Origin of the sequence: Paenibacillus sp. FSL H3-0321, assembly GCF_038002865.1 — a bacterium.
Taxonomy (GTDB): Bacteria; Bacillota; Bacilli; order Paenibacillales; family Paenibacillaceae; genus Paenibacillus_AQ.
Genome location: NZ_JBBODH010000001.1, coordinates 889,607 through 911,332, shown reverse-complemented (window position 1 = coordinate 911,332; position 21,726 = coordinate 889,607). Strand labels below are relative to the sequence as shown.

13 protein-coding genes are annotated in these 21,726 nt (G+C 50.3%); 10 read left to right on the top strand and 3 right to left on the bottom strand.

Annotated features, from left to right (window positions below; genetic code table 11):
* The first annotated feature begins 351 nt into the window (after positions 1 to 351).
* From MHI45_RS03860 to MHI45_RS03850, 3 genes are all read left to right on the top strand, one after another.
* Complete coding sequence (locus MHI45_RS03860) at positions 352 to 1,707, top strand: ABC transporter substrate-binding protein (protein ID WP_256718037.1); 1,356 nt, start codon at positions 352 to 354, stop codon at positions 1,705 to 1,707.
* Positions 1,708 to 1,791: 84 nt separating this feature from the next.
* Positions 1,792 to 2,724 carry a carbohydrate ABC transporter permease gene (locus MHI45_RS03855; RefSeq protein ID WP_052092152.1) on the top strand — a complete coding sequence of 311 codons (933 nt, stop codon included), beginning with the start codon at positions 1,792 to 1,794 and terminating at the stop codon, positions 2,722 to 2,724.
* A 1-nt stretch (position 2,725) separates the two neighbouring features.
* Positions 2,726 to 3,562, top strand: a complete 837-nt coding sequence (locus MHI45_RS03850; protein WP_076109433.1) for a carbohydrate ABC transporter permease — start codon at positions 2,726 to 2,728, stop codon at positions 3,560 to 3,562.
* A gap of 115 nt (positions 3,563 to 3,677) precedes the next feature.
* Here the strand turns inward: MHI45_RS03850 and MHI45_RS03845 are convergent, their stop codons facing one another.
* A complete protein-coding gene (locus MHI45_RS03845) occupies positions 3,678 to 4,607 on the bottom strand; it encodes an AraC family transcriptional regulator (RefSeq protein WP_076109434.1) in 930 nt (309 codons plus the stop codon).
* Positions 4,608 to 4,783: 176 nt separating this feature from the next.
* On the opposite strand from MHI45_RS03845, the gene MHI45_RS03840 reads away from it, so the two are divergent.
* The 3 genes from MHI45_RS03840 (at position 4,784) to MHI45_RS03830 (ending at position 9,393) form a co-directional block, all read left to right on the top strand.
* Entirely contained in the window at positions 4,784 to 6,895 is a 2,112-nt protein-coding gene (locus tag MHI45_RS03840) for a glycoside hydrolase family 52 protein (RefSeq protein WP_076109435.1), read from the top strand.
* 225 nt (positions 6,896 to 7,120) lie between these two features.
* The gene (locus tag MHI45_RS03835; RefSeq protein WP_306080814.1) at positions 7,121 to 7,489 is read left to right on the top strand and encodes a BlaI/MecI/CopY family transcriptional regulator; all 369 of its coding nucleotides are present in this window, start codon (positions 7,121 to 7,123) and stop codon (positions 7,487 to 7,489) included.
* Positions 7,486 to 9,393, top strand: a complete 1,908-nt coding sequence (locus tag MHI45_RS03830; protein WP_076109436.1) for a M56 family metallopeptidase — start codon at positions 7,486 to 7,488, stop codon at positions 9,391 to 9,393. The genes MHI45_RS03835 and MHI45_RS03830 overlap by 4 nt, the downstream gene beginning before the upstream one ends.
* Before the next feature lie 81 nt (positions 9,394 to 9,474).
* Here the strand turns inward: MHI45_RS03830 and MHI45_RS03825 are convergent, their stop codons facing one another.
* A complete protein-coding gene (locus MHI45_RS03825) occupies positions 9,475 to 10,581 on the bottom strand; it encodes a glycoside hydrolase family 88 protein (protein ID WP_076109437.1) in 1,107 nt (368 codons plus the stop codon).
* Between the two features lie 246 nt (positions 10,582 to 10,827).
* Here MHI45_RS03825 and MHI45_RS03820 point away from each other — a divergent pair, with 246 nt between their 5' ends.
* Entirely contained in the window at positions 10,828 to 12,279 is a 1,452-nt protein-coding gene (locus MHI45_RS03820; RefSeq protein ID WP_076109438.1) for a glycosyl hydrolase family 28 protein, read from the top strand.
* On the opposite strand, the gene MHI45_RS03815 is transcribed toward MHI45_RS03820, so the two are convergent.
* Positions 12,276 to 13,133, bottom strand: coding sequence for an AraC family transcriptional regulator (locus tag MHI45_RS03815; RefSeq protein WP_076109439.1), 858 nt, complete (start codon positions 13,131 to 13,133; stop codon positions 12,276 to 12,278). The genes MHI45_RS03820 and MHI45_RS03815 overlap by 4 nt on opposite strands.
* Positions 13,134 to 13,269: 136 nt before the next feature.
* On the opposite strand from MHI45_RS03815, the gene MHI45_RS03810 reads away from it, so the two are divergent.
* The 3 genes from MHI45_RS03810 (at position 13,270) to MHI45_RS03800 (ending at position 21,663) form a co-directional block, all read left to right on the top strand.
* Positions 13,270 to 14,859: a glycoside hydrolase family 43 protein gene (locus MHI45_RS03810; RefSeq protein WP_076109440.1), complete on the top strand. Its 1,590-nt coding sequence runs from the start codon at positions 13,270 to 13,272 to the stop codon at positions 14,857 to 14,859.
* Positions 14,860 to 14,893: 34 nt separating this feature from the next.
* Positions 14,894 to 16,384, top strand: coding sequence for a DUF5605 domain-containing protein (locus tag MHI45_RS03805; RefSeq protein WP_076109441.1), 1,491 nt, complete (start codon positions 14,894 to 14,896; stop codon positions 16,382 to 16,384).
* Positions 16,385 to 16,896: 512 nt separating this feature from the next.
* On the top strand, positions 16,897 to 21,663 hold the full coding sequence (locus MHI45_RS03800; RefSeq protein ID WP_256718045.1) for a LamG-like jellyroll fold domain-containing protein: 4,767 nt from the start codon (positions 16,897 to 16,899) through the stop codon (positions 21,661 to 21,663).
* Positions 21,664 to 21,726 lie beyond the last annotated feature (63 nt).

Here is a 21,726-nt window from a genome sequence, read left to right as displayed (position 1 = left end):
CTCTTGAAGAAACTTGATGATAAAGTAGCCTTTTTATACAGACGGAGGTCCCCGGACCTCCGTTTTTTTGTACTTTTTGAGAATGCCCAACCACTTCTGCTTGGGTTTTCTCTTAAATTTACCGCACATGAGCCTTAAGAAACTTCATTCTAACCCGAATAGGCGGGTGCTATGCTAGTAGCAAGGAAACGCTTTCGAAAAGATGATGCGCACATCAAACCCCAGTTTCCAGTCAGTAACCAACTTACGGTTCCACAGCAGTGTTCCCAAAATTCATACTCCGTTTTGTACGAAGGTACGAAGTGTTTTCCCGTAGTGATGCTAACAAAATTTTAGGGGGTTGTTCTACAGATGATTACAAAAACAATGACAAAGCTGTCTGTGATGCTGCTTGCTGCTACGGCTATCCTGTCGGCTTGCGGCAGCAACAACAATAATAACGGAAATGCCAATACCGGTGATAAGACAGCGGCATCCAATGCTCCGAGCGCGGCAGCGGCAGATACGAAGAAAGAGGTTAGTTTCACCATCGGTTACGCCGCCGGTGACCCTGCAACGAAACAGGCGATTGCCAATACGGTCAAAGCCTTTATGGCAGCTAATCCGAATGTGAAGATTAAAGATCTTAGCGAAACGACCTCTGCCGCTTATCTCGATTGGCTGAAGACCAAAGATGCGGTAGGCGAATTCCCGGATTTGGTGGAAATGCGTGATACCGAGGTATTTGCCGATGCCGGTAAGATTGTTGAGCTGCCAACCGACCTGCTGGATTTATTCGATAATCCTCCGCAGGTAGAAGGCAAGGTCTGGAATGCTCCGCTGTCCGTCAACGTGCCACAAGGCATTATTTACAGCAAAAAAGCTTATTCCGATGCCGGAATTACTGAACTCCCCAAAACCTATGATGAGTTCCTGGCGATCCAGGAGAAGCTGAAATCTGGCGGAATCACCCCGCTGGTGGTTGGCGGTAAGGATATTTTCCACATGGGCTTCTGGGTGAATAAATTCCTGATTGACGATGTATATTCAAAGGACCCGGACTGGAACTCCAAACGTACGGCCAAAACAGTCAGCTTTACGGATGCCAATGTGGTTCAGGCCATGACGGATTTTAAAGACCTGTTCAAGAATTACGTCGACAAGGGCTGGCTAAGCACCGGTGACAACCAGACGGCATCTATTCTGGTCTCCGGCAAAGCCGCTCAGCTCTACTCCGGCACATGGATGTTCTCGCAAATTAAAGAGGCCGATCCAAACTTCGATTTCGGGTTCTATGCGATTCCTGACCGCGAAGGCAAAGTGAACGTAATTGGCCTTCCGTCACCTGCCGGCTGGTCTCTGTCCGCTGAAGCCGCCAAAGACGCCGACAAAACACAAGCCATTAAAGACTTTATCCGGTACTTCTTTGCACCTGAACAATATTCACCGTATCTGGCCAGCGTCAATGCCATTCCATCCACAAAAGAGAAGGTAACCTACGAGACGGGCGAGCAAATGAAGATAGCCCTGGATTTGATTGCTGATCCTAATGTTACCAAATCCCTGGCGATCAACAACTGGTGGGGGGATAACCAGATTCCGCCGCAGTTCCGCAACTGGTACTATAAATTGCTGCAGGATTTAGTTGTGAATGATGAAGATGTAGCTAGTTATATGAAACAAGCCGATACCGAATACGATGCACAAGTGAAGGCTAACCAACAGTAAAGAAAGAGCGTCCGGAAGAGGAGTGCCTTCGTTCAAGGTGAACCACTCCTCTTTACCGGCGCATCTCCGGGAGGGAGAGTAACTATGGCTACAGCAATAGAGAGAGCAGACAAGCCGCTGGCGGCAGCCGTTCCGAAGAAAAAGAAGAAGTGGCAGTCCTACGCGTTCATGTTTATTTTGCCATCATTTTTGATTTATACATTGTTCGTTATTGTTCCTACTGTAGGAAGTATATATTTAAGCTTCACCTCATGGGATGGCATCAGCGAAGATGTGAGGTACATCGGGTTCGCTAACTTTGTGGAAATCTGGCATAGCCCCCGCGTTCACAACGCGCTGAAGAATACTTTGCTCATGACGGTCAGCCTGGTAGTGCTGGAGAATATCGCCGCTATTGCCTTGGCCATTCTTGTAGATAAAGTGCGCTGGTTCCGCAATCTGTTCAGAAGTATTTTTTATTTCCCTACTCTGCTCAGCGGGATTGTAATGGGGTTTGTCTGGGCCATGATTTTGAACTATAACTTTGGTGTGTTTAATCAGATTCTGGATAGTGTCGGGCTGGGAAGCTGGATGGTAGACTGGCTCGGGAATCCGAAGTATGCGATGATTTCGATCATTTTGTCCACGGTGTGGAAAGGCGCGGGGTATTACATGATCATCTATCTGGCGGGGCTGCAAGGCATTCCTGCTGAGCTGAATGAAGCGGCGAGCATTGACGGTGCGAACGGCTGGCAGCAATTCCGCCACATTACGTTCCCGCTGTTAGCCGGATCGATGACCGTATGTATGGTGCTCTCCATGATCAGTGCGCTGAAAATTTTTGATCAGATTGCAGTAATGACCGATGGGGGCCCCGGCTTTGATACCGAGACATTGACCTATATTATTTATAAAGTCGGCTTTGGCGAACTAAGGCAGGGCTTTGGTACGGCGCTAGCAATGGTGCTGTTCCTGATCATAATGATTATTACGGTCATCCAGGTTAAATTCCTCCGGAAACGTGAGGTGCAGATGTAAAATGACGATTCATGCGAAAAAAAGACTCTGGGAGATTTCCCTGTTTATTGTAACGCTGCTGCTGGCGATCATTTTCTTTTTCCCGATCTTCTTTAACCTGATGTCCGCCTTTAAAAGCAACGCCGAAATTATGAGGGACGCCATCGCGTTCCCTAAGGGATTATATCTGGACAGCTTTAAATACCTGCTCACAGAAACCGAATTTCCCCGGGCGATCCTGAACAGTCTGATTCTAACACTGGTTTCGATTGTTGCTCAGGTCTTGATCATTCCTATGGCGGGTTACGCCATCGAACGCAGAAATGTCCGCTGGACCAAATTTATGTTCCTGTATTTCCTGGCCGGGATGATGATTCCGTTTCAGGCTTACATGATCCCTTTGTTCAAAGAGCTGAGAATGTTTGGACTGTACGGAAGTCTTGCCGGTCCGATTCTGGTCTATGTTGCCGGGGCTGTCGGCTTTGGCTGCCTGCTCTACACCAGCTTTGTCAAAGGCATTCCGCAGGAAATTGAGGAAGCGGCAGAGATTGACGGCTGCTCCCGTTACGGAATCTTCTGGAAAATTGTCTTCCCGCTTATGGGACCGGTTACGGCAAGCATGGTTGTGCTTAACGGTCTGGGAATCTGGAATGATTTCCTGCTGCCGATGCTCGTGCTTCCTTCAGGCGAAGCCAAAACGATGGTCGTGGAAATCTACCGCTATATCGGTGAATTTTCCTCCCGCTGGGATATGATTTTTGCCGGAACAGCGATGTCCGTTGTGCCTGTGCTGATTGTCTTTGTATCGCTGCAAAAGTATTTTGTAAAAGGCATCGCCGCAGGTGCTACCAAAGGTTAAGCATAAATATATAGTTGAGGCTGCCCCTAGATCACAGGGGGCGGCCTTGCTGCATTTTTATATATACACTGCCGGGCTTAACCTTTCACTTTCAACCCCTGATGTTTAGCTTAATTTAATCGTCTGACAGCTCTGGATCAGCTGTAAGCCTGCGGTAGCCCATTGGAGGCAGGCCGGTCCAGCGCTTAAATTGTTTGCTGAAATGGGAGACGTCGCGGTAACCGAGCCGATGGGCAATCGCTTCGACGGACAGGCTGTTGTCAAGCAGCTGCAGCTTGGCATGGCGGATAATCAGATCGGAGAGATATTGTCTCGGAGACATCCCGTAGATCTGACGGAAGGCCCGGTTGCAGTGATTCGGGCTATAACCCAGCTGCGCTGCAATGCCTTCAATACCGTCGCCACGGCTGCCTGTAGCTTCTGCCGTGAAGACGGATTCCTGCAGCAGGCCTTCGATGGCATTCGCCAGGGCAACGGTATTCTCCGTGACTCCCGGAAGTGCGCTTCCAGAAACAACAGGCATTTCGGCCAAGACCCAGCCGCTGAGTGCGGTGAATAGCTGCAATGAGGCGTTCAGTATCATTAACCGGTTCAACTGCGAATCGCTGGCTTCGGAGAGAATCACCCTGCTGATGATAATGTCCAGCGCGGAACGGATAGACCGCAGCTCCGGGCTGCTCCCGCTGAGACTTACCGTATCCATCGTCATTAGGGAACGCCGCAGAATCAGATCATCAATATCAAAATGCAGGCAGAAATAAGTCATTTCGTTACCGGAATCCGCGCCGAGGCTGGAATGCTGCACGCCGGGGCGGATGAATAGAATATCTCCGCTTTCCTGAACGTAAGCGCGGCCGCCGACCGTCATTTGCTGCCTGCCCTGCAGAACTACATTGATTTCAAACATTGGGTGGGTATGTACTGGATACTGCCACTGCGTATTTACTTTGCGCCAGTGGGCGGCAAAAATATGAAAAGCTGCCTGGATGTCCGGTGACATCCGGCCGTCCAGGGAATGTTGAATGCCGGGATCATTTGACTTCATTGCCATCCTCATTTTCGAATAGAATATGGGTTTATTATAGCATAGCATGCTCCAGGCGATTGATTTGCCCAAATAATAGGCGGCTTTGGCCCTGTCGCACCCAGGGCGGCATAGATAACATAGAGATAGAGCCCGGCCGCCGCCGGGAATCAGCCTGGAGGGAGTGTTTTTACGATATGCCGCAGAATCAGTTTTTTAACGCCCATCATTCACCGATCGGCTCTTTTGCCAGCTTTACATTAGGATTTAAGGGGGCTGGAGGCGGCTTTGATTTGGAAGCCGGGAAGCCGCCCAGACAGAATATATTTATCGGACTGCAGCGGAAGGACGGCAGCGGCTTTGATACGCTGCCGTTTCACGAGCATGACGGAGAGGATGAGAGCAAGCGCTACGATATCGAGAATCCGGATCCTAAACCGTCTAAGCCGCGGATCCTCTTTCCGTTTGCAGACGGGGAAATTGTCCGGGATTTCAAGCTGACTACAGACAGCTGGCAGGCCGGTGATTTGACCTTCCGCATTTATTCGCCGGTGCGGTCCGTGCCGGACCCGGAGACGGCTTCGGAAGAAGAGTTGAAGGGGATTTTGCTGCCGGCACTGCTGGTGGAATTTGAAGTAGATAACACTGCCGGTGAAATTGAGCGGCGTGCATTCTTTGGCTTCCAGGGCAACGATCCCTATAGTGCGATGAGAAGACTGGATGATTGCTCTGCAGAGCTTGCCGGTGTCGGGCAAGGAAGATTTGTGGCGATTGCCGCAGAGCAGGGAACGGCAAGGTCGGCCATGCATTTTAAATTGGAGGATATTCTGCTGTCAGAGCTGGAGGAGAATTGGACCTTTGGCCTTGGCCGGGTAGGAGCGCTTGTTATGGATGTTCCGCCTGGCGTCCGGAAGACCTACCGTTTCGCTGTCAGCTTCCACCGGTCAGGTTACGTTACCTCCGGTATGGATGCTTCCTATTACTACAACCGCTATTTCAGCAATGTGGAGTCCGTGGCGGAATATGCGTTGTCGCATTTTGATGAATTGAAGCAGCAGGCGCTGCAGGCGAACAGCCTGCTGGAAAATACAGGCCTTAGCAGGGATCAGACCTTTATGCTGGCTCACGCTATCCGCAGCTATTACGGCTCGACGCAGCTGCTGGACTACAAGGGCAAGCCGTTCTGGATCGTAAATGAAGGCGAATACCGGATGATGAACACCTTCGACCTTACCGTCGATCAGCTGTTCTATGAACTGAAGATGAATCCATGGACGGTGCGCAACGAGCTGGATATGTTCGTAGACAGATTCAGCTACGTCGATACGGTCCGCTTCCCTGGCGACCAAACGGAGTACCCTGGAGGCCTCAGCTTTACCCATGATATGGGGGTGGCAAATGCTGTATCACGTCCCGGTTATTCCGCCTATGAGATGTACGGCATTGACGGCTGCTTCTCGCATATGACTCATGAACAGCTGGTCAACTGGGTTCTTACGTCGGCCGTTTACCTGGAGCATACAGGCGATCTTTCCTGGATGGAGCGGAATCTGACCGTGCTGGAGAGCTGCCTGCAAAGTATGCTGAACCGCGATCATCCGGACCCGGAGCAGAGAAACGGAGTTATGGGCCTCGACAGCTCGCGCACAATGGGCGGTGCCGAAATTACCACCTATGACAGCCTGGATGTTTCGCTTGGCCAGGCCCGCAACAACATCTATCTTGCCGGGAAGTGCTGGGCGGCTTATCTGGCCATGGAGAAGATTTTCCGGGAGAATGGAAACACAGTACTGTCAGAAACAGCCGGAGCTCAAGCGGAACGCTGCGCAGCAACGATTGTTGCCAGCGTGACAGAAGAGGGTTATATCCCGGCAGTGATTGGGGAAGGGAATGATTCGAAGATCATCCCGGCGATTGAAGGTCTGGTCTTCCCGTATTTCACAGGCTGCAAGGAAGCACTGGAACGCGGAGGCCGGTTCGGCGCTTATATCGCGGCATTAGAGCGGCATCTGGAGGCGGTTCTTGTGCAGGGTGTCTGCCTGTTCGAGAACGGCGGCTGGAAAATCTCCTCTACCAGCAACAACAGCTGGCTGAGCAAAGTGTATCTCTGCCAATTTATCGCCAGACAAATTCTCGGGCTGGAATGGAATGAAGCCGGCCGGGAAGCGGACCGGACGCATGTGGAATGGCTCACGCATCCGCAGCTTTCCATCTGGAGCTGGAGCGACCAGATTATCTCCGGGGAAATTACCGGCAGCAAATATTATCCTCGCGGGGTAACAGCTATCCTGTGGCTGGATGAACACTAAGCAGAGTGCTCCAGCACAAGCGCAAGGCGAGTACTTGATATAGGGAATACCAGAATAAGCGGTTCCTCCGGTTAGCTCATGACCGGGGACCGCTTTTTAGTCATTTTGAGATACGGAATTCCTGTAAGAAAAATAAAATTTCCAAAAACTACTGCAGTAGTCTTGAAATGTGCAGACTATCGTAGTAGTATGGACTTACAAACTATTGCAATAGTCTGAAAGGAGATGATCCATATTCAAATTAAACTTTTTGACTCTGAGCTCAAGGTCATGGATGTCTTATGGAAGGAAGGGACTATAACCGCCAAGCAGCTTGCTGAAGTCCTGAGTGAGCAGGTGGGCTGGAACAAGAACACCACCTACACTGTGATCAAGAAATGTATCGACAAGGGTGCCATAGAACGGCTTGAACCTAATTTTCTCTGCCGGGCTATTCTCTCTAAAGAGCAGGTACAGGAACAAGAAACGGCTGAATTGATAAACAAGGTCTTTGACGGCTCCACCGAGATGCTGTTTGCTTCTCTTTTGAACACGAAGAATCTAACCGCTAAGGAGATCGCAAGACTCAAGCAGCTTGTGGAGCAATTGAAATGAGCTGGCTGATGGACGTTTTTCAAATGAGCCTGACCGCGGCTGTACTCATTATTGCGATTGTGGTTGTTCGTGCGCTAACCTTGCATAAGCTCCCGAAGAAAACGTTTCTCGTACTTTGGGGCGTGGTGCTCTGCCGCTTGCTTATTCCGTTCTCGATCCCGTCTCCCTTCAGCTTCTACACAGGTTTAGAGAAGCTGGAGCGGGTATTTAGGACAACATCCTCAACTCCGCCTCCTGCGGAAGCATCAAGTATCTTACATACCGTGAATTTTTCAGGGACAGCGGAGTCAATTGGAAATGTCGCGTCATCGGGATCGACATCAGCATCCATCTCACCTCTTGTCATCATTGGGCTGCTAGGGATGTGTGTCTTTGCCCTGTTTTTTATCGTGACTTATATTAAATGCCGCAGGGAGTTTCAAACCTCTCTGCCGGTCGGAAATGATTTCACCGCCCGTTGGCTGCAGGAACATCCCCTGCGCCGGCAGGTACAAATCAGGCAATCGGATCAAATTAAGGCGCCGTTGACGTATGGCATTCTCCACCCTGTAGTACTCATGCCTAAAGATATGGATTGGACCGATGAAACGAGGCTGCGGTATATTTTCACCCATGAATTTGTGCATATCCGGCGCTTTGATGCTCTGACAAAGCTGGTGTTGACATTTGCCTTGTGCCTGCACTGGTTCAATCCAATGGTCTGGGTGATGTATATCCTGGTCAACCGTGATATTGAACTCTCCTGTGATGAAACCGTCGTGCGGACATTTGGGGAACCCGTAAAAGCGGCTTATGCTATGACGCTGATTGGGATGGAGGAGAAGAAAAGCAAGGTGACTCCGTTATTCAACAGCTTCAGTAAAAATTCAATTGAAGAGAGGATCATTGCGATTATGAAAATGAAAAAAACGACAGTTTTTGGATCTGCAGCGGCATTGCTGCTGATTGCGGGTACAGTCACTGCTTTTGCAACCAGTGCTGCTAAGCCGGTTTCTGGCAGTGGTTTTGAAGAGAATTCGCTGGCGGTTTATGAACCCTACGGTCTGGTCTACGATGCAAAAAGCCACGAATTAATGTATCAAAATGAAGAAGTCCGTGATTTCTTTGATGAACAGGCCGGAGTCGGCCAGTCTATGATGGATGGAACTGTGGATGTATATGCAGTCTATAAGAATGGCAAGCTGGCCGGAATCGAAAAACGGAGCCCGGAAGAGTTCAGCAAGACAACAGCCGAGAAGAAAGCTTTGCAGAAAGAGTTCGCTGAGAAAAGAAAGGAACTCGGTATTGCGGACAATGAAGACTTCGCTTATTCGGATAATTCCGAGGGCCAGTCTGGCACAATGGGGCAGTCGTCTGGTGCTGCTTATTCCTATAGCGATGAAACTGGCGCAGTTCAAATCAGCAACGATGACGGGAAAACGTGGATGAGTGAAGAAGCATATGAACAAGCGAATCCGACGCCAAAAGTTGTATGGTGGACCTATGAAGAATATAAAGCATGGCTTGCGGAAGAAAAGAAATCGCTGCAATCCATCATCGGCGGAAAAGGCTGGAACCCGACCGACGGCTGGTATGAATGGACCCCCGAGAAGGTTAATGAGGCCATAGCCATGTATGAAGGAATATTGGAGGATATTAAGAAGGGAGTGAAGGTCTCAAAATCGGTGGACGGAAAAGATGACGTGATATTGTCGTATAACCCTAAAGAAATAGAGGTATCTTCAGCACACGGAATGACAATTTCCGATGACAACGGAAATACATCAGACATCGGGCCCTATGACACCAAAGAAGAATTGCTGGCTGCAATAAAGCTTTATTGCGAAAGACAGGTGAAAGCTGGAAAGTTAACTCCAATAGAAGCTGAAAAACTGATCAATGAAGCGAATACTCAGCATAAATAAACTGTACGTATCAATACAAAACGCCTTGTCCTCTTAGGGAGAGCAAGGCGTTTTCTATGGTCACATGCTTCATTCTCAAGCTTAGAAAATGCGATGTTTCCATCCATTCAATTTCGAGACAGCTTCCACATAGTAGTAGTCTCCGTAAATCAGTGACACGTCGATGAAGGAGGTTCCGCTGCCCGTACCGTGCAGCAGAATGGCTTCATGCTCCGGCTGGTTCCAGGTGGCGTAGTTCTCTGTCAGCGAGCGCAAGATCCGTTCTGCAGCATTAGCGTAAAGGCTCTTCTCGCCGGGCGGAACAACTTCAGCGAGTTCCAGCAATCCGGAGGCAGCGATGGATGCAGCCGAGCTGTCTCTGAACATCCGCTTGTCATCCTCCAGACGGAAATCCCAATACGGCACCTGATCCTCAGGCAATGCCGCGATGAAATAATGAGCAATCCGCTTGGCCGTATCCAGAAAACGCTCATCCCCGGTGTGGCGGTAAGTGTTGATGAAGCCATAAAGTCCCCAGGCCGCCCCGCGGCTCCAGCAGGATACGGCGGAATAGCCCTGTCCGCCAAAGTTCTCGATGTATTCTCCGGTCTCTGCGTCGAAGGAGAGAATATGTTTGGTGGATCCGTCTTCATTGACGCCATATTTCATCGCCGTTTCGGCATGGCTCACAGCAATATGCTTGTACCGCGGATCGCCGCTGACCTTGCTCGCCCAGAACAGCAGAGAGATATTCAGCATGCAGTCGATTATCACCCAGCCGTATTTATCCTCATTCCACGCACGGATGAATTTGCCCACCGGATTGTAGCGGGCAGCGAGGAAATTGGCGGCTTCAAGTCCTCTGCGCAGCCCATCCTCATCTCCGGTCAAAGTATTCTTAATTACAGCAGTCGGCAGAAATTGAAAACCTACATCATGATGCAATTCAACGGTCGGTTTAACAAACCATTCCTCGAGTTTGCCATCCCAATGCCAGGCGGCCTCCTTGTACAGGTCCTTTCCGGTCATATCATGCATAATCCACAGGAGGCCCGGCCAAAAGCCCGTCGTCCACCAGTCTGAGCCGATATCGTCAAATTTGCCGTCTGCTCCGGCGAAATGCGGACATTTGCGGCCGATTTGCTCCACCATGCGCGTTACCTTTGTATCGAGTCTGTCCATGATTTCCTGCCAATACGTTTTACTCATCGCGAATCCTCCAATGCTTTAGATGTGCCCCCAGTATATCGCTATCCGTATTGTCAAAGTTGCGATTTGATATTCAAAAATATCGAAATATTGTCATGATCATAGCTGAATAAAGATCATTCGCGAATCCCGAAACTGCTGCTAATGCGACAAAATACAAACATTTCCTTATAACGTTGCCAAACTTTTGTGCGGCCCCTGAACTTTATAATATGAATAGGAAAATTACAGGGGGGACTCAGGTCAATGAACCAAGTGCAAATTTATAACGCTCCCAATAACATACCGCTCAGGGAGGATTTCAGGGTTAAGGTTCGTCCGGTTGGAGGGGAATGGCAGCCGCTTTTGATTTACGAGATCAAAGTGGACATGCATCAGGTCCGCCCGGCATCGCTCGCTTTTTTTGATCTGCAGGGTGTGGCTGAATTGGAAATTACATGCCTCTATACAGAAATTACTCATGTGAATATTGCTCCGGCAGCAAGAAATATCAAATTTGAGCAGGATGGCCGCAAACTCTCTTTCCTGTTGAACGGCCCGCAAAAGCTTTCGGTGGAAATAAACGGCGACCGTTTCCGTAATCTGCATCTGTTCGCGAATGAGCTGGAGGAAAATGTGCCTCAGCCTGAGTATGCCAACGTGCACCTGATTCAGCCGGGTATTCACCGGACTCCCGATCTGTTAAACCTGCTCGAAACGACCAGAGAGGCCGAAGGCGGAATGCCGCAAACACTCTATTTTGCACCAGGCACTCATTACATCGAAGAAACGGCATTTCCGGTGCCCTCAGGAACGGCCGTATATCTTGCCGGAGGGTCAGTCCTAGTAGGTTCACTGGTGTGTGAAGGAGTAGAGGATGTAACCATCCACGGGCGGGGTGTCATTTATTTGGCGGATTTCCACCGGTTTTCGGCTTTTCGCGGTGTACGAATTGTCTTTTCGCAACGGGTGAATGTGGAAGGAATTACTGTCATTGACCCGCCACATTACAGTGTATTTATCGGGCAGTCTGCTAAGATTTCGATCAACAACCTGAAGTCATTCAGCACACGGGGCTGGAGCGATGGAATCGACATTATGGCGAGCAGCGATATTGACATCCGTGATGTCTTCATGCGGAATTCCGACGACTGCATCGCCATTTACGGCTCCAGATGGGATTTCTATGGAGACAGCCGGGACATTACCGTACGGGACTCCATACTATGGGCCGATGTGGCTCATCCGCTGATGATTGGCACTCATGGAGATCACCAGCACGACGGGGATTTGATCGAGAACATTGTGTTCGAGAATATCGATATTCTGGAGCATCATGAACCTCAGGAGAATTATTGGGGAGCGCTGGCGATTAATGCCGGGGACCGCAATATGGTGCGGAATATCCTGTATAGCGATATCAGGGTGGAACGGATAGAGCAGGGTCAGCTGCTGGATCTGCGTGTGGTGATGAATAAGGATTATAATCCGGAACCGGGCTCGGGCATCGAAAATATTACGTTCCGCAATGTCCGTTATGACGGAGCTGACATCCAACCTTCCCGTATTTATGGATACGATGGAAAACGGGGCGTAGACGGTGTATCTTTTATCAATTTGCAGATCAATGGCGAAGTGATAGGAGAGGTGCGCACAGACAGAATGCTGATCAATGAATATGCGCGCAATATTGTTTTTGTAAGTGAAGATGCCCTTTAATTACTCTTCCGGTATTTTAGGGGAGTGGTGCCGAGGACTCTTTTGAACAGCTGGTTGAAATAGGAGGCGTTCGGGAAACCCACCGTGATACCGATCTGCTCCACAGGCATATCCGTTGTGCTGAGCAGGCGGCAGGCTTGCTTGATCCGCCGGGCGGTCAGATAGTCGACCAGGCGGCTCCCCGTTTCCTGGTGGAAGATCCGCGAGACATAAGACTTCGATAAATGGGTCTCCGCTGCGAGCTGCTCGAGGTTCACCTCTTCCTGGTAATGCTCCTCGATCCAGTTCATGATCTGCTCGGAATAGCGGAGATTCCGCCGTTCCTCCGGTTGGATTAACATGTTGTCGCCGGTTCCCAGGCAGCTCAGTAATTGCGTAAGCAGCATTGTAATATCCTCGGAATCTTCCACTGGGGAATGGGTCCGGCACTGATCATACTGGGTATAAATCCATTGTATGGCCTCATTCTGACTGCCGAGATCAAACCCGCAATAGGTGTTCTTGCCCTGCCATAAGGCAGAGAAGAGCGCCTTTCGCTTGGGGAAGTCCTTCAGCAGATTCTCAGCGGTATGCGGGTCCACATAGAAAATGCTGCGCACGAACGGGCATTCCGCAGAGACCTCCGAATAAATCCGGTGCAGCTGATAAGGCTGGAAAAAAAACAGCATGCCGGAGCGGATATCATACATTTGCTGATTGACGACAACATTGCCCTGACCGCTGTGGATATACATGATCTCGCAGCACTGGTGCCAGTGGTAGTAGCCCTTGTAATAGTCATCAGTGTATAGCTGATAGTCCCAGATGAGCGACTTGTGGTCCGTGAAAATAACAGGTTCGAACAGCTGCTTCATAGTTCCTCCATCATGACAAAATACAAACATTTTATAATAACTCATTATAACTTTCAACCGCTGCAAGCGCTACAATATTAACTGTAAATCCAAATTTTAAATAGACAATCTTATTTTCCCTGGAGGTTTAGAATTTATGGCGCAACCGATTGTGAATCCGGTATTGACCGGTTTTCATCCCGATCCGTCTTTTTTACGGGTTGGGGATGATTATTATATTGCTACATCCACTTTTGAATGGTTCCCGGGTGTCGAGATCCACCATTCACGCGATCTGATTCACTGGCACCCGATTACCCGTGTCCTGACAGAGTCTTCGCAGGTTGATCTGCGCGGCAACGTAAGTTCCGGCTCCATTTGGGCACAGGCGCTTTCATTTGATAACGGGTTGTATTATTTACTGTTTACGGATGTGAAATCCCGCAGGAGTGTGTATAAGGATCTGCATAACTACCTCATAACAGCGCCCGATATTAGGGGGCCATGGAGTGAGCCGGTCCGGCTGAACGGCAGCGGATTTGATCCCTTTCTGTTCCATGATACAGACGGCCGGAAATGGCTGCTAAATATGCGCTGGGATTTCCGCAAGAGCCACAGCAATTTCTCCGGTATTATTATGCAGGAATATGATCTCTCAACCGGCAAGCTGACCGGTCCGGTGCACGAAATCTATAAAGGGACGCCGACCGGAGTTACGGAAGGTCCGCAATTGTACAAACGCAATGGCTATTACTATCTGCTTGTTGCTGAAGGCGGCACAGGTGTGAACCATATGGTCACCATGGCGAGAAGCCGCAGCTTGACCGGACCTTATGAAACGGATCCCGATTATCCGATAATGACGACCGCCCATGACTTGAACTATCCCTTCCAGCAGGCTGGTCATGGGTCACTGGTGGAAACACAGAATGGCGAATGGTATATGGCCCATTTGTGCACACGCCCGATTCCCGGGACAGGGACGATGAATCCGCTCGGCAGAGAGACGGCGATCCAGCACTGTGTATGGACCGAAGACGGTTGGCTGCGGCTGGCGCATGGCGGGAAGCTGCCTGCTCTTGTGACAGATGCGCCGGATCTGCCGCCGCATCCCTTTGAAGCGTTGCCGGAACGCGATGAGTTCGACAGCGAAGAGCTGGGGTATCCCTATCAGGGGCTTCGTATTCCTTTTGACCCTTCATGGGTAAGCTTGACGGAGCGTCCGGGTTTTCTGCGTCTGACTGGCAGAGAATCGCTGGCTTCCCTGCATAATCAGAGTATGATCGCCCGCCCGATCCAGCATTTTGCCTGCAGGGTGTCCACCTGTATGGAGTTTAAACCTGTTAGCATAATGGAAATGGCGGGCCTGGTGCTCTATTACGATGACAGTGACTATTATTATTTGCGGGTGACGGCCGATGAGGTCCGCGGCGTAAGCCTTGGCGTTGTGCTGTGCAGAGCTGGCAAATACGATGAAATCTCCTCCATGCAAATCTCGGTGAAGGCTTGGGAGCGTTATTATCTCAAGGCAGAGATCAACGGGCGGGATATCATATTTTACGCTTCCCCGGATGGAGAGGTCTGGACAGCGATGTGCACACCGCTTGATTTCGGCACACTGTCCGATGAATACGGCGGCAAACTTGGGTTTACCGGCTCCTATGCAGGAATCTGCGCCCAGGACCTGGACCAGCAGAGTAAAAAGGCGTATTTTGACTTTTTTGAATATAAAGCTCTGGAAGGATAATGGCGTAGGTAATAAGAGGAAATGGGGCTTGTGAATGAAACAGGAAGCTGAACGCTGGGGTTTGTTTGAATTGGAACTGAACGGGCCTTGCAGCGGTAATCCATTTGTGGATGTTGACCTGACCGCCGAGTTTAAATACAACAACCGCGTGCTCCGGCCAGATGGTTTCTATGATGGTGAAGGGCGCTATAAAATCCGTTTCATGCCTGACACCGCGGCCACTTGGACATATAGAACCCGCAGCAACATTGCGGAGCTGGATGGTATCAGTGGAGAATTTGTCTGCGTGGAAGCTGGAGAAGGTAACCATGGGCCGGTATGTGTGAGCAATCAATACCATTTTGCCTATGCGGATGGCTCGCCACATTTCTCCTTCGGCACTACTTGCTATGCCTGGACTCATCAGAGGGAAGATCTGCAGGAACAGACCCTGGCAACGCTGAAGTCCGGGCCGTTCAATAAAATCCGCATGTGCATTTTCCCTAAGCATTATGACTATAATCTGGTTGATCCAGCGGACTATGCTTTTCAGGGCTCTGTATCCGGGGGCTGGGACTTCCGCAGATTTAATCACGTCTTTTTTGCCAATCTGGAGCGGCGTATTCTGGATTTGCAGCAGCTGGGGATTGAGGCGGATATTATTCTTTTCCATCCGTATGACCGCTGGGGTTTCTCCACAATGGACCGTGAAAGTGATGACTTCTATTTGCGTTATGTCGTTGCCCGGCTGGCGGCTTTCCGGAATATCTGGTGGTCGATGGCCAATGAGCATGATCTGATGCGGGCGAAAAAAACGGAAGACTGGGATCATTATTTTCAGCTGGTGCAGGAGCTTGATCCATACCAGCATTTGCGTTCCAATCATAACTGGCAGGGCTTCTATGATCACGGCAAACCGTGGGTGACTCATTGCAGTATTCAGCATCCCGATCTTCTGCGGGTCAAGGAATGGCGCAATCTCTACCGCAAGCCGGTAGTGGTTGATGAATGCTGTTATGAAGGAAATATCAACCATGACTGGGGCAATATCACAGCCCAGGAGCTAGTGCGGCGTTTTTGGGAGGCGGCAGTGCGGGGCGGATATGCCGGGCATGGCGAAACCTATGTGCATCCCGGAGATATTTTATGGTGGTCTCATGGGGGAGAACTTCACGGGGACAGTGCGGAGCGGATATCCTTTCTCCGCAGTATCATGGAGGAGGGACCTGGAGGGGGGATCGACCCGCTCCCCATGACCATGCTGGATGGAGGCGCAGGGAAGGCAGGCGAATATTATCTCTATTACTACGGCAATCAGCGGCCGGCTTTTAAGAAGCTGATTTTGCCACCCGATCATGACTACCGGATTGAAATTATCGATACGTGGAATATGACCATCACCGCTGTGCAGGAGTTAGTAAGAGGAGACTACCGCGTCGAGCTGCCTAATAAGCAATATATGGCCTTGCGGATTACCGTAGTGAATAGCTCAAGGACCTCCATTGCTTGCGGTAAGCAAGGTGAGCGCAGTCTTCGCATTTTTTAGATTCTGTACATGGATAGTTATCAAAGAAGCCTGCATGCGCATTTGTGCCTGCAGGCTTCTTTGATATAGCGATGACATGAATGTTTCCGTAATTATTTAATGCCACCTCGATCTATAATTGTCATCGGTTTTTGCTTATTTCTTCGATGAATCCTTTACTGAAGCGGATCACAGCGGTTCATTTCATGGTTTTTAATTTGCTGATGATTAATATCAATATAAACATAAAACGATTCATTTTAATATAAAATTCCAATTGACTAATTGCCGAATGTACCGTTAAAATAAAACCGTTCAAGCCGATTTATGATGGTTTAGTTTTTATTTATATGAAATAAACAAAACCTTACGGCAGAACATTTTTTTAATGACTGCATGAAAGCGTTTTATTTATGGGCGATAAAAGGGGAGGTGCTGCATACCAGAAAGAAGTCCGCTAATTTCTTGATATTGTAATCGCAAGGCTAGGCATGACTATTTTTTAGAATCGGAGGATCTCACATTTGAACAAGATGACTGGCAAGCTAACGTCTTCGTTTCTTGCGCTGCTGCTGCTTGTACCTTCGCCGATCATGGCGGCTTCTGGGTCTGTGAACGATAACAACAAGGTGGGACAGCTTACCGCCAAAATCTCAGCGCCTGACTATACAGGCCACTGGGCACAGGATGATTTTCAGACATGGGTAGATAATGGTCTGCTCACGGGTTATGGGAACGGTGTTTATAAACCGGAGCAGAACATTACCCGTGCAGAGTGGGTTTCACTTGTAGGCAGAGTATTTAATCTGCAGACTCTGAGCGAGAGCAGGTTTAGTGATGTTGCGGATGGAAGCGTTTATTATAGTGATGTTATGAAAGCGGTATCAGCCGGTTTTGTGTCGGGTTACAGCGACGGGACCTTCCGACCTGCCCAAACGGTCAGCCGGCAGGAAGCGGCCGTTATGCTGTACCGGTTGTTCCAGCTTGATGCTTCAACCGCCGCTGCCGCGCCGAAGGATGCCGCGGAGCTGCCGGAGTGGAGCAGGGAAGCTGTACTTACTTTGCTGGGAGACGGTTTCCTCAGCGGGTACGAGGATGGCAGCGTTAAGGGGAAACGTGCAGTAACGAGAGCTGAGGCACTGCGGTTAATCAGTAAACTGTCCGGGCAAATCATCCTCAAGAGCGGAACCTACAGCGATTTGACTGCCCGGAATGTTATTGTCAGCACAGCCGGAGTGGAGCTCAAGAACGCAAGCATCGCGGGCAACTTGTATCTTACCGAAGGGATTGCTGAAGGGGACGTTACCCTCGACAACGTAAAGGTCGCAGGCAAAATAGTTGTCACTGGTGGCGGTGAAAACAGTGTTGTCATGCACAATTCGACGGCTTCCAGGCTGGTGGTGAACAAAAAGAACGGGAAGCTGCGAGTCATAACCAAAGGCAGCAGCGCTGTAACGGACGTCATTGTTCAGTCTGGCGTCAAGCTTGAGGAAGATGCAGCTGCAACCGGGACGGGCTTCAGTAAAATTACAGTGGAACAGACATTGTCCAAAAATTCGGTGGTACAGCTTAGCGGCAGCTTCGACTCGGTAGTCATGAATGCGTTGGGTGAGCCGGCATTGGTATTAAATAGAGGCAGCATCACGGACATGACGCTTAACCGTAAGACGGGACTGCGTGTTGAAGCTGGCACAGAGATCAAAAATCTCAAGGTCGGCGTGAAGGAACAGATTACTGTCCAAGGCAGCGGCAAAGTGGTTTTTGACCCGGTCTACAGCTCCCTGATCAAGCTGGAAACACCAGCGGCAACGGCAACTGCTACAGCGACTGCGGGCAGCGGGGGAGGGACCCCGATATCACCGACAGCGACACCAAGTCCGATGCCAAGTGCGACACCAAGTGCGACACCAAGTGCGACACCAACGCCGTCACCAACGGCTACACCGGTGGTTTCGCCGGAAGCGACCGCGCCGGTGTTCAGCAATGTATCTGTGCATGATCCCTCAGTTGTGAAGGACGGCGACACGTATTATGTCTTCGGTTCGCATATCGAGGCGGCTGAGTCGCAAGATTTGATGAATTGGAGCACTTTCACCAACGGCTATAAAACGCCGGATAATGTACTCTACGGTGATCTTTCCGCGAATCTGTCGGAATCCTTCGCCTGGGCCGGGGAGAACGATTCCGACAGCAAAGGCGGTTTCTCCGTTTGGGCACCGGATGTTTTCTGGAATGAGGACTATGTTAACGAGGATGGAACCAAGGGCACTTATATGATGTATTATTCCACTTCCTCCACCTATATTCGTTCAGCCATTGGCTACGCCGTTTCGCAAAATATTAAAGGACCTTACACCTACGGGGGAACCGTCCTGTATTCCGGCTTCACGGCAGGCGAAGCTTATGATGCGAACAGTGATGTCAACAAAAAATGGACGAATACCAACATTCAGACGCTGATTGATGATGGAACACTGGAGGCAATGAATCCGGCCTGGTTTAATACCGATGGTACGTATAACAATAAAATGTACACAAACGCAATTGACCCTACGTTGTTCTATGATAAGGACGGCAAGCTGTGGATGACCTACGGATCATGGTCGGGCGGGATTTTCGTGCTGGAGGTTGATCCTGCAACCGGCGGGCCCAAGTATCCCGGAGAAGACGGGACGACAGCGGACGGCAGAATCATCGACCGCTATTTTGGAACCAAAATCTCGGGAGGTAATTATAAATCCGGTGAAGGCCCGTATGTAATGTACGACAAAAATACGGACTACTACTATCTATATGTAACCTATGGCGGTCTTGCGGCAGATGGCGGCTACAGTATGCGGCAGTTCCGTTCGAGCAGCCCAAGCGGTCCGTACAAGGATGCAGCAGGGCAGGATGCGGTGCTCACCACGGATGGTGACCACTCGGCATACGGCAACAAGCTGCTGGGCAACTTCCTGTTCACGAACGTGAACGGCGATCCGGACTTCCCGGTCTATGGCTATGTCTCATCCGGCCATAATTCGGTATATTACGATGAAGACAGCGGGAAGACGTTCAACTTCTTCCATACCCGGTTCCCTTACCGGGGCGAAGCTCATGAGCTTCGCGTACACCAGATGTTCATGAACGAGGACGGCTGGCCGGTGGCCGCGCCGCACCGTTACTCCGGCGAAACCATTGGCAAAGTAGCGGCGGAAGACATCGCCGGTGCCTATCAGTTCATCAACCATGGCAAGGATATCAGTGCCAAAATCAAATCAAGCGCCGATATTGAACTCCTGGCAGACGGAACCATTGCAGGATCGGTGACCGGGACCTGGAAACTGAAAGACGATTATTATGCCGATCTGCTCATCAACGAGACACAAAACGGCACTGCCGTTGAACGGCTGTACAAAGGTGTCTTCGTCAAGCAGTGGGATTCCACACGCCAAGATCATGTCATGACCTTCACTGCCATGTCGGATCAAGGTGTTGCCGTCTGGGGAAGTGCGCTGGAAACGCTGAGCGATGAGCAACTGGTGGCCAATGCTACAAGCAGCCTCACACTTGGCAACACAACTAAAGTGTACAACGATCTAACCCTGCCGAGCGAAGGCGTACGCGGTATTGCGATAACTTGGTCTTCGTCCAATGAAGCCGTTGTTGGAAATGACGGGAAGGTAACACGGCCGGAGGTTGGCAGTGGTGACACGTCTGTGGAACTGACGGCTACGATTCAGCTTGGCGATGCGAGCGCTACCAAAACCTTCACAGTAGGTGTTGTAGCACTTAGCGGCAGTCAACTGGAGGACGGTTTAGTTGGCGCTTATGACTTTGAGGGTAATCTCAAGGAAAGCGGCGGACGGCTTGAAGCGGGGATGGAAACGGGGAACCGGGTGAACAACACCGGCGGTACGATCACTTATGTAAGCGGTGAAGACGGACAGGCAGCACAATTGGATGGCAGCTCCGGCATCCGTTTGCCAAACGGCCTGATTTCCGGAAGCTCCTATACCGTGGGCATGTGGCTGAATCCAGAGGAATTGACGGCCTTTACGACTGCGTTCTTCGGAGCAAAGTCCGATACGAACTGGATCAGCCTGCTTCCTTACGGCAACGGTGTCGCAACAACCCGCTTGTGGTTTGGCAGTGAGGCCTGGATGGATGCGGATACGGGCCTGCAGATTAAGGCAGGTGAATGGTCTCACGTGGCCTTTACCTACGATGCCGGCACAGTCAAAATGTATGTGAATGGCGTACTGAAATCAACGAAAAGCGGATTTACCAACGTATTTACAGATGATTCCGGCGTGTTTGCCCTCGGCGTCAACTATTGGGATATCCCGTACAAGGGCCTGGTTGACAAGTTCCGGGTCTATGAAAAAGCGTTGTCTCCGGAAGCCGTGGGCTGGCTGGTGAATGGTGAGCCGGAAACGGATACGAAGGTGACTTCGATATCCTTCGGTACAGCAGTCCAACAAGTAGCTGTAGGCAACAGTTATACCCCGGTGGTCAGCATACTGCCTGCCAATGCCGGCAACCAGCAGCTGGAGTGGAGCTCAAGCTCTCCCGAGGTCGCAGTTGTCGATGCTGTGACAGGTGTAGTAACGGCTCTGAAGGTCGGGGATGCAAGTATTACTGCAAAGGCGACAGATGGCAGCGCGGTTACTTCCAGCTATCAAGTGAAGGTTACAGATGGGAAAATAGCTTATTATGCGTTTGACGGCAATTTACAGGATTCGCTGCAGCTGTCTGCGGCGGGCAAGGTAACCGGTGACAAAGTGGACAGTGCAACGGTCGGCAGTATTACCTATGGGACAGGTGTTGCCGGACAGGCGGCTGTCTTCGATGGTTCTTCCGGTATCCGGCTGCCTGACGGGCTTTTGAACAGCAGCACCTACTCTGTCTCCATGTGGTTAAATCCTGCGCAGCTGACGGATTTCACGACCACCTTTTTCGGTGCAAGCACCATGGACAGCTGGATCAGCCTGGTCCTGCAAAATGCCGGCGGCCAGACGCTGCTATGGTCAGGAACGGTCTGGTATGATGCTTTGACGGGTCTGCTAATCCCGCTGAATGAGTGGACACATGTCACTTTTACAGCACGTGAAGGTGAAGTCAAAGTGTACATCAACGGATCGGAGAAATTCTCCGGCACGGGCTTCCCGGATGTGTTTACCAATAAGAATGCCGTATTCACTCTGGGCATTAATTACTGGAATCCACCGTTCAAAGGGTTGATCGACGAACTGAAGGTCTATAGCAATACGCTTTCGGCGGAAGATGTGCTGGCAGAGTACAATCTGAACAGTAATTAACAATTAACAGACATTTGCAAACAATAGTAACGCGAAAAGAGGGAGAACCGGAAGCCGTTAAGG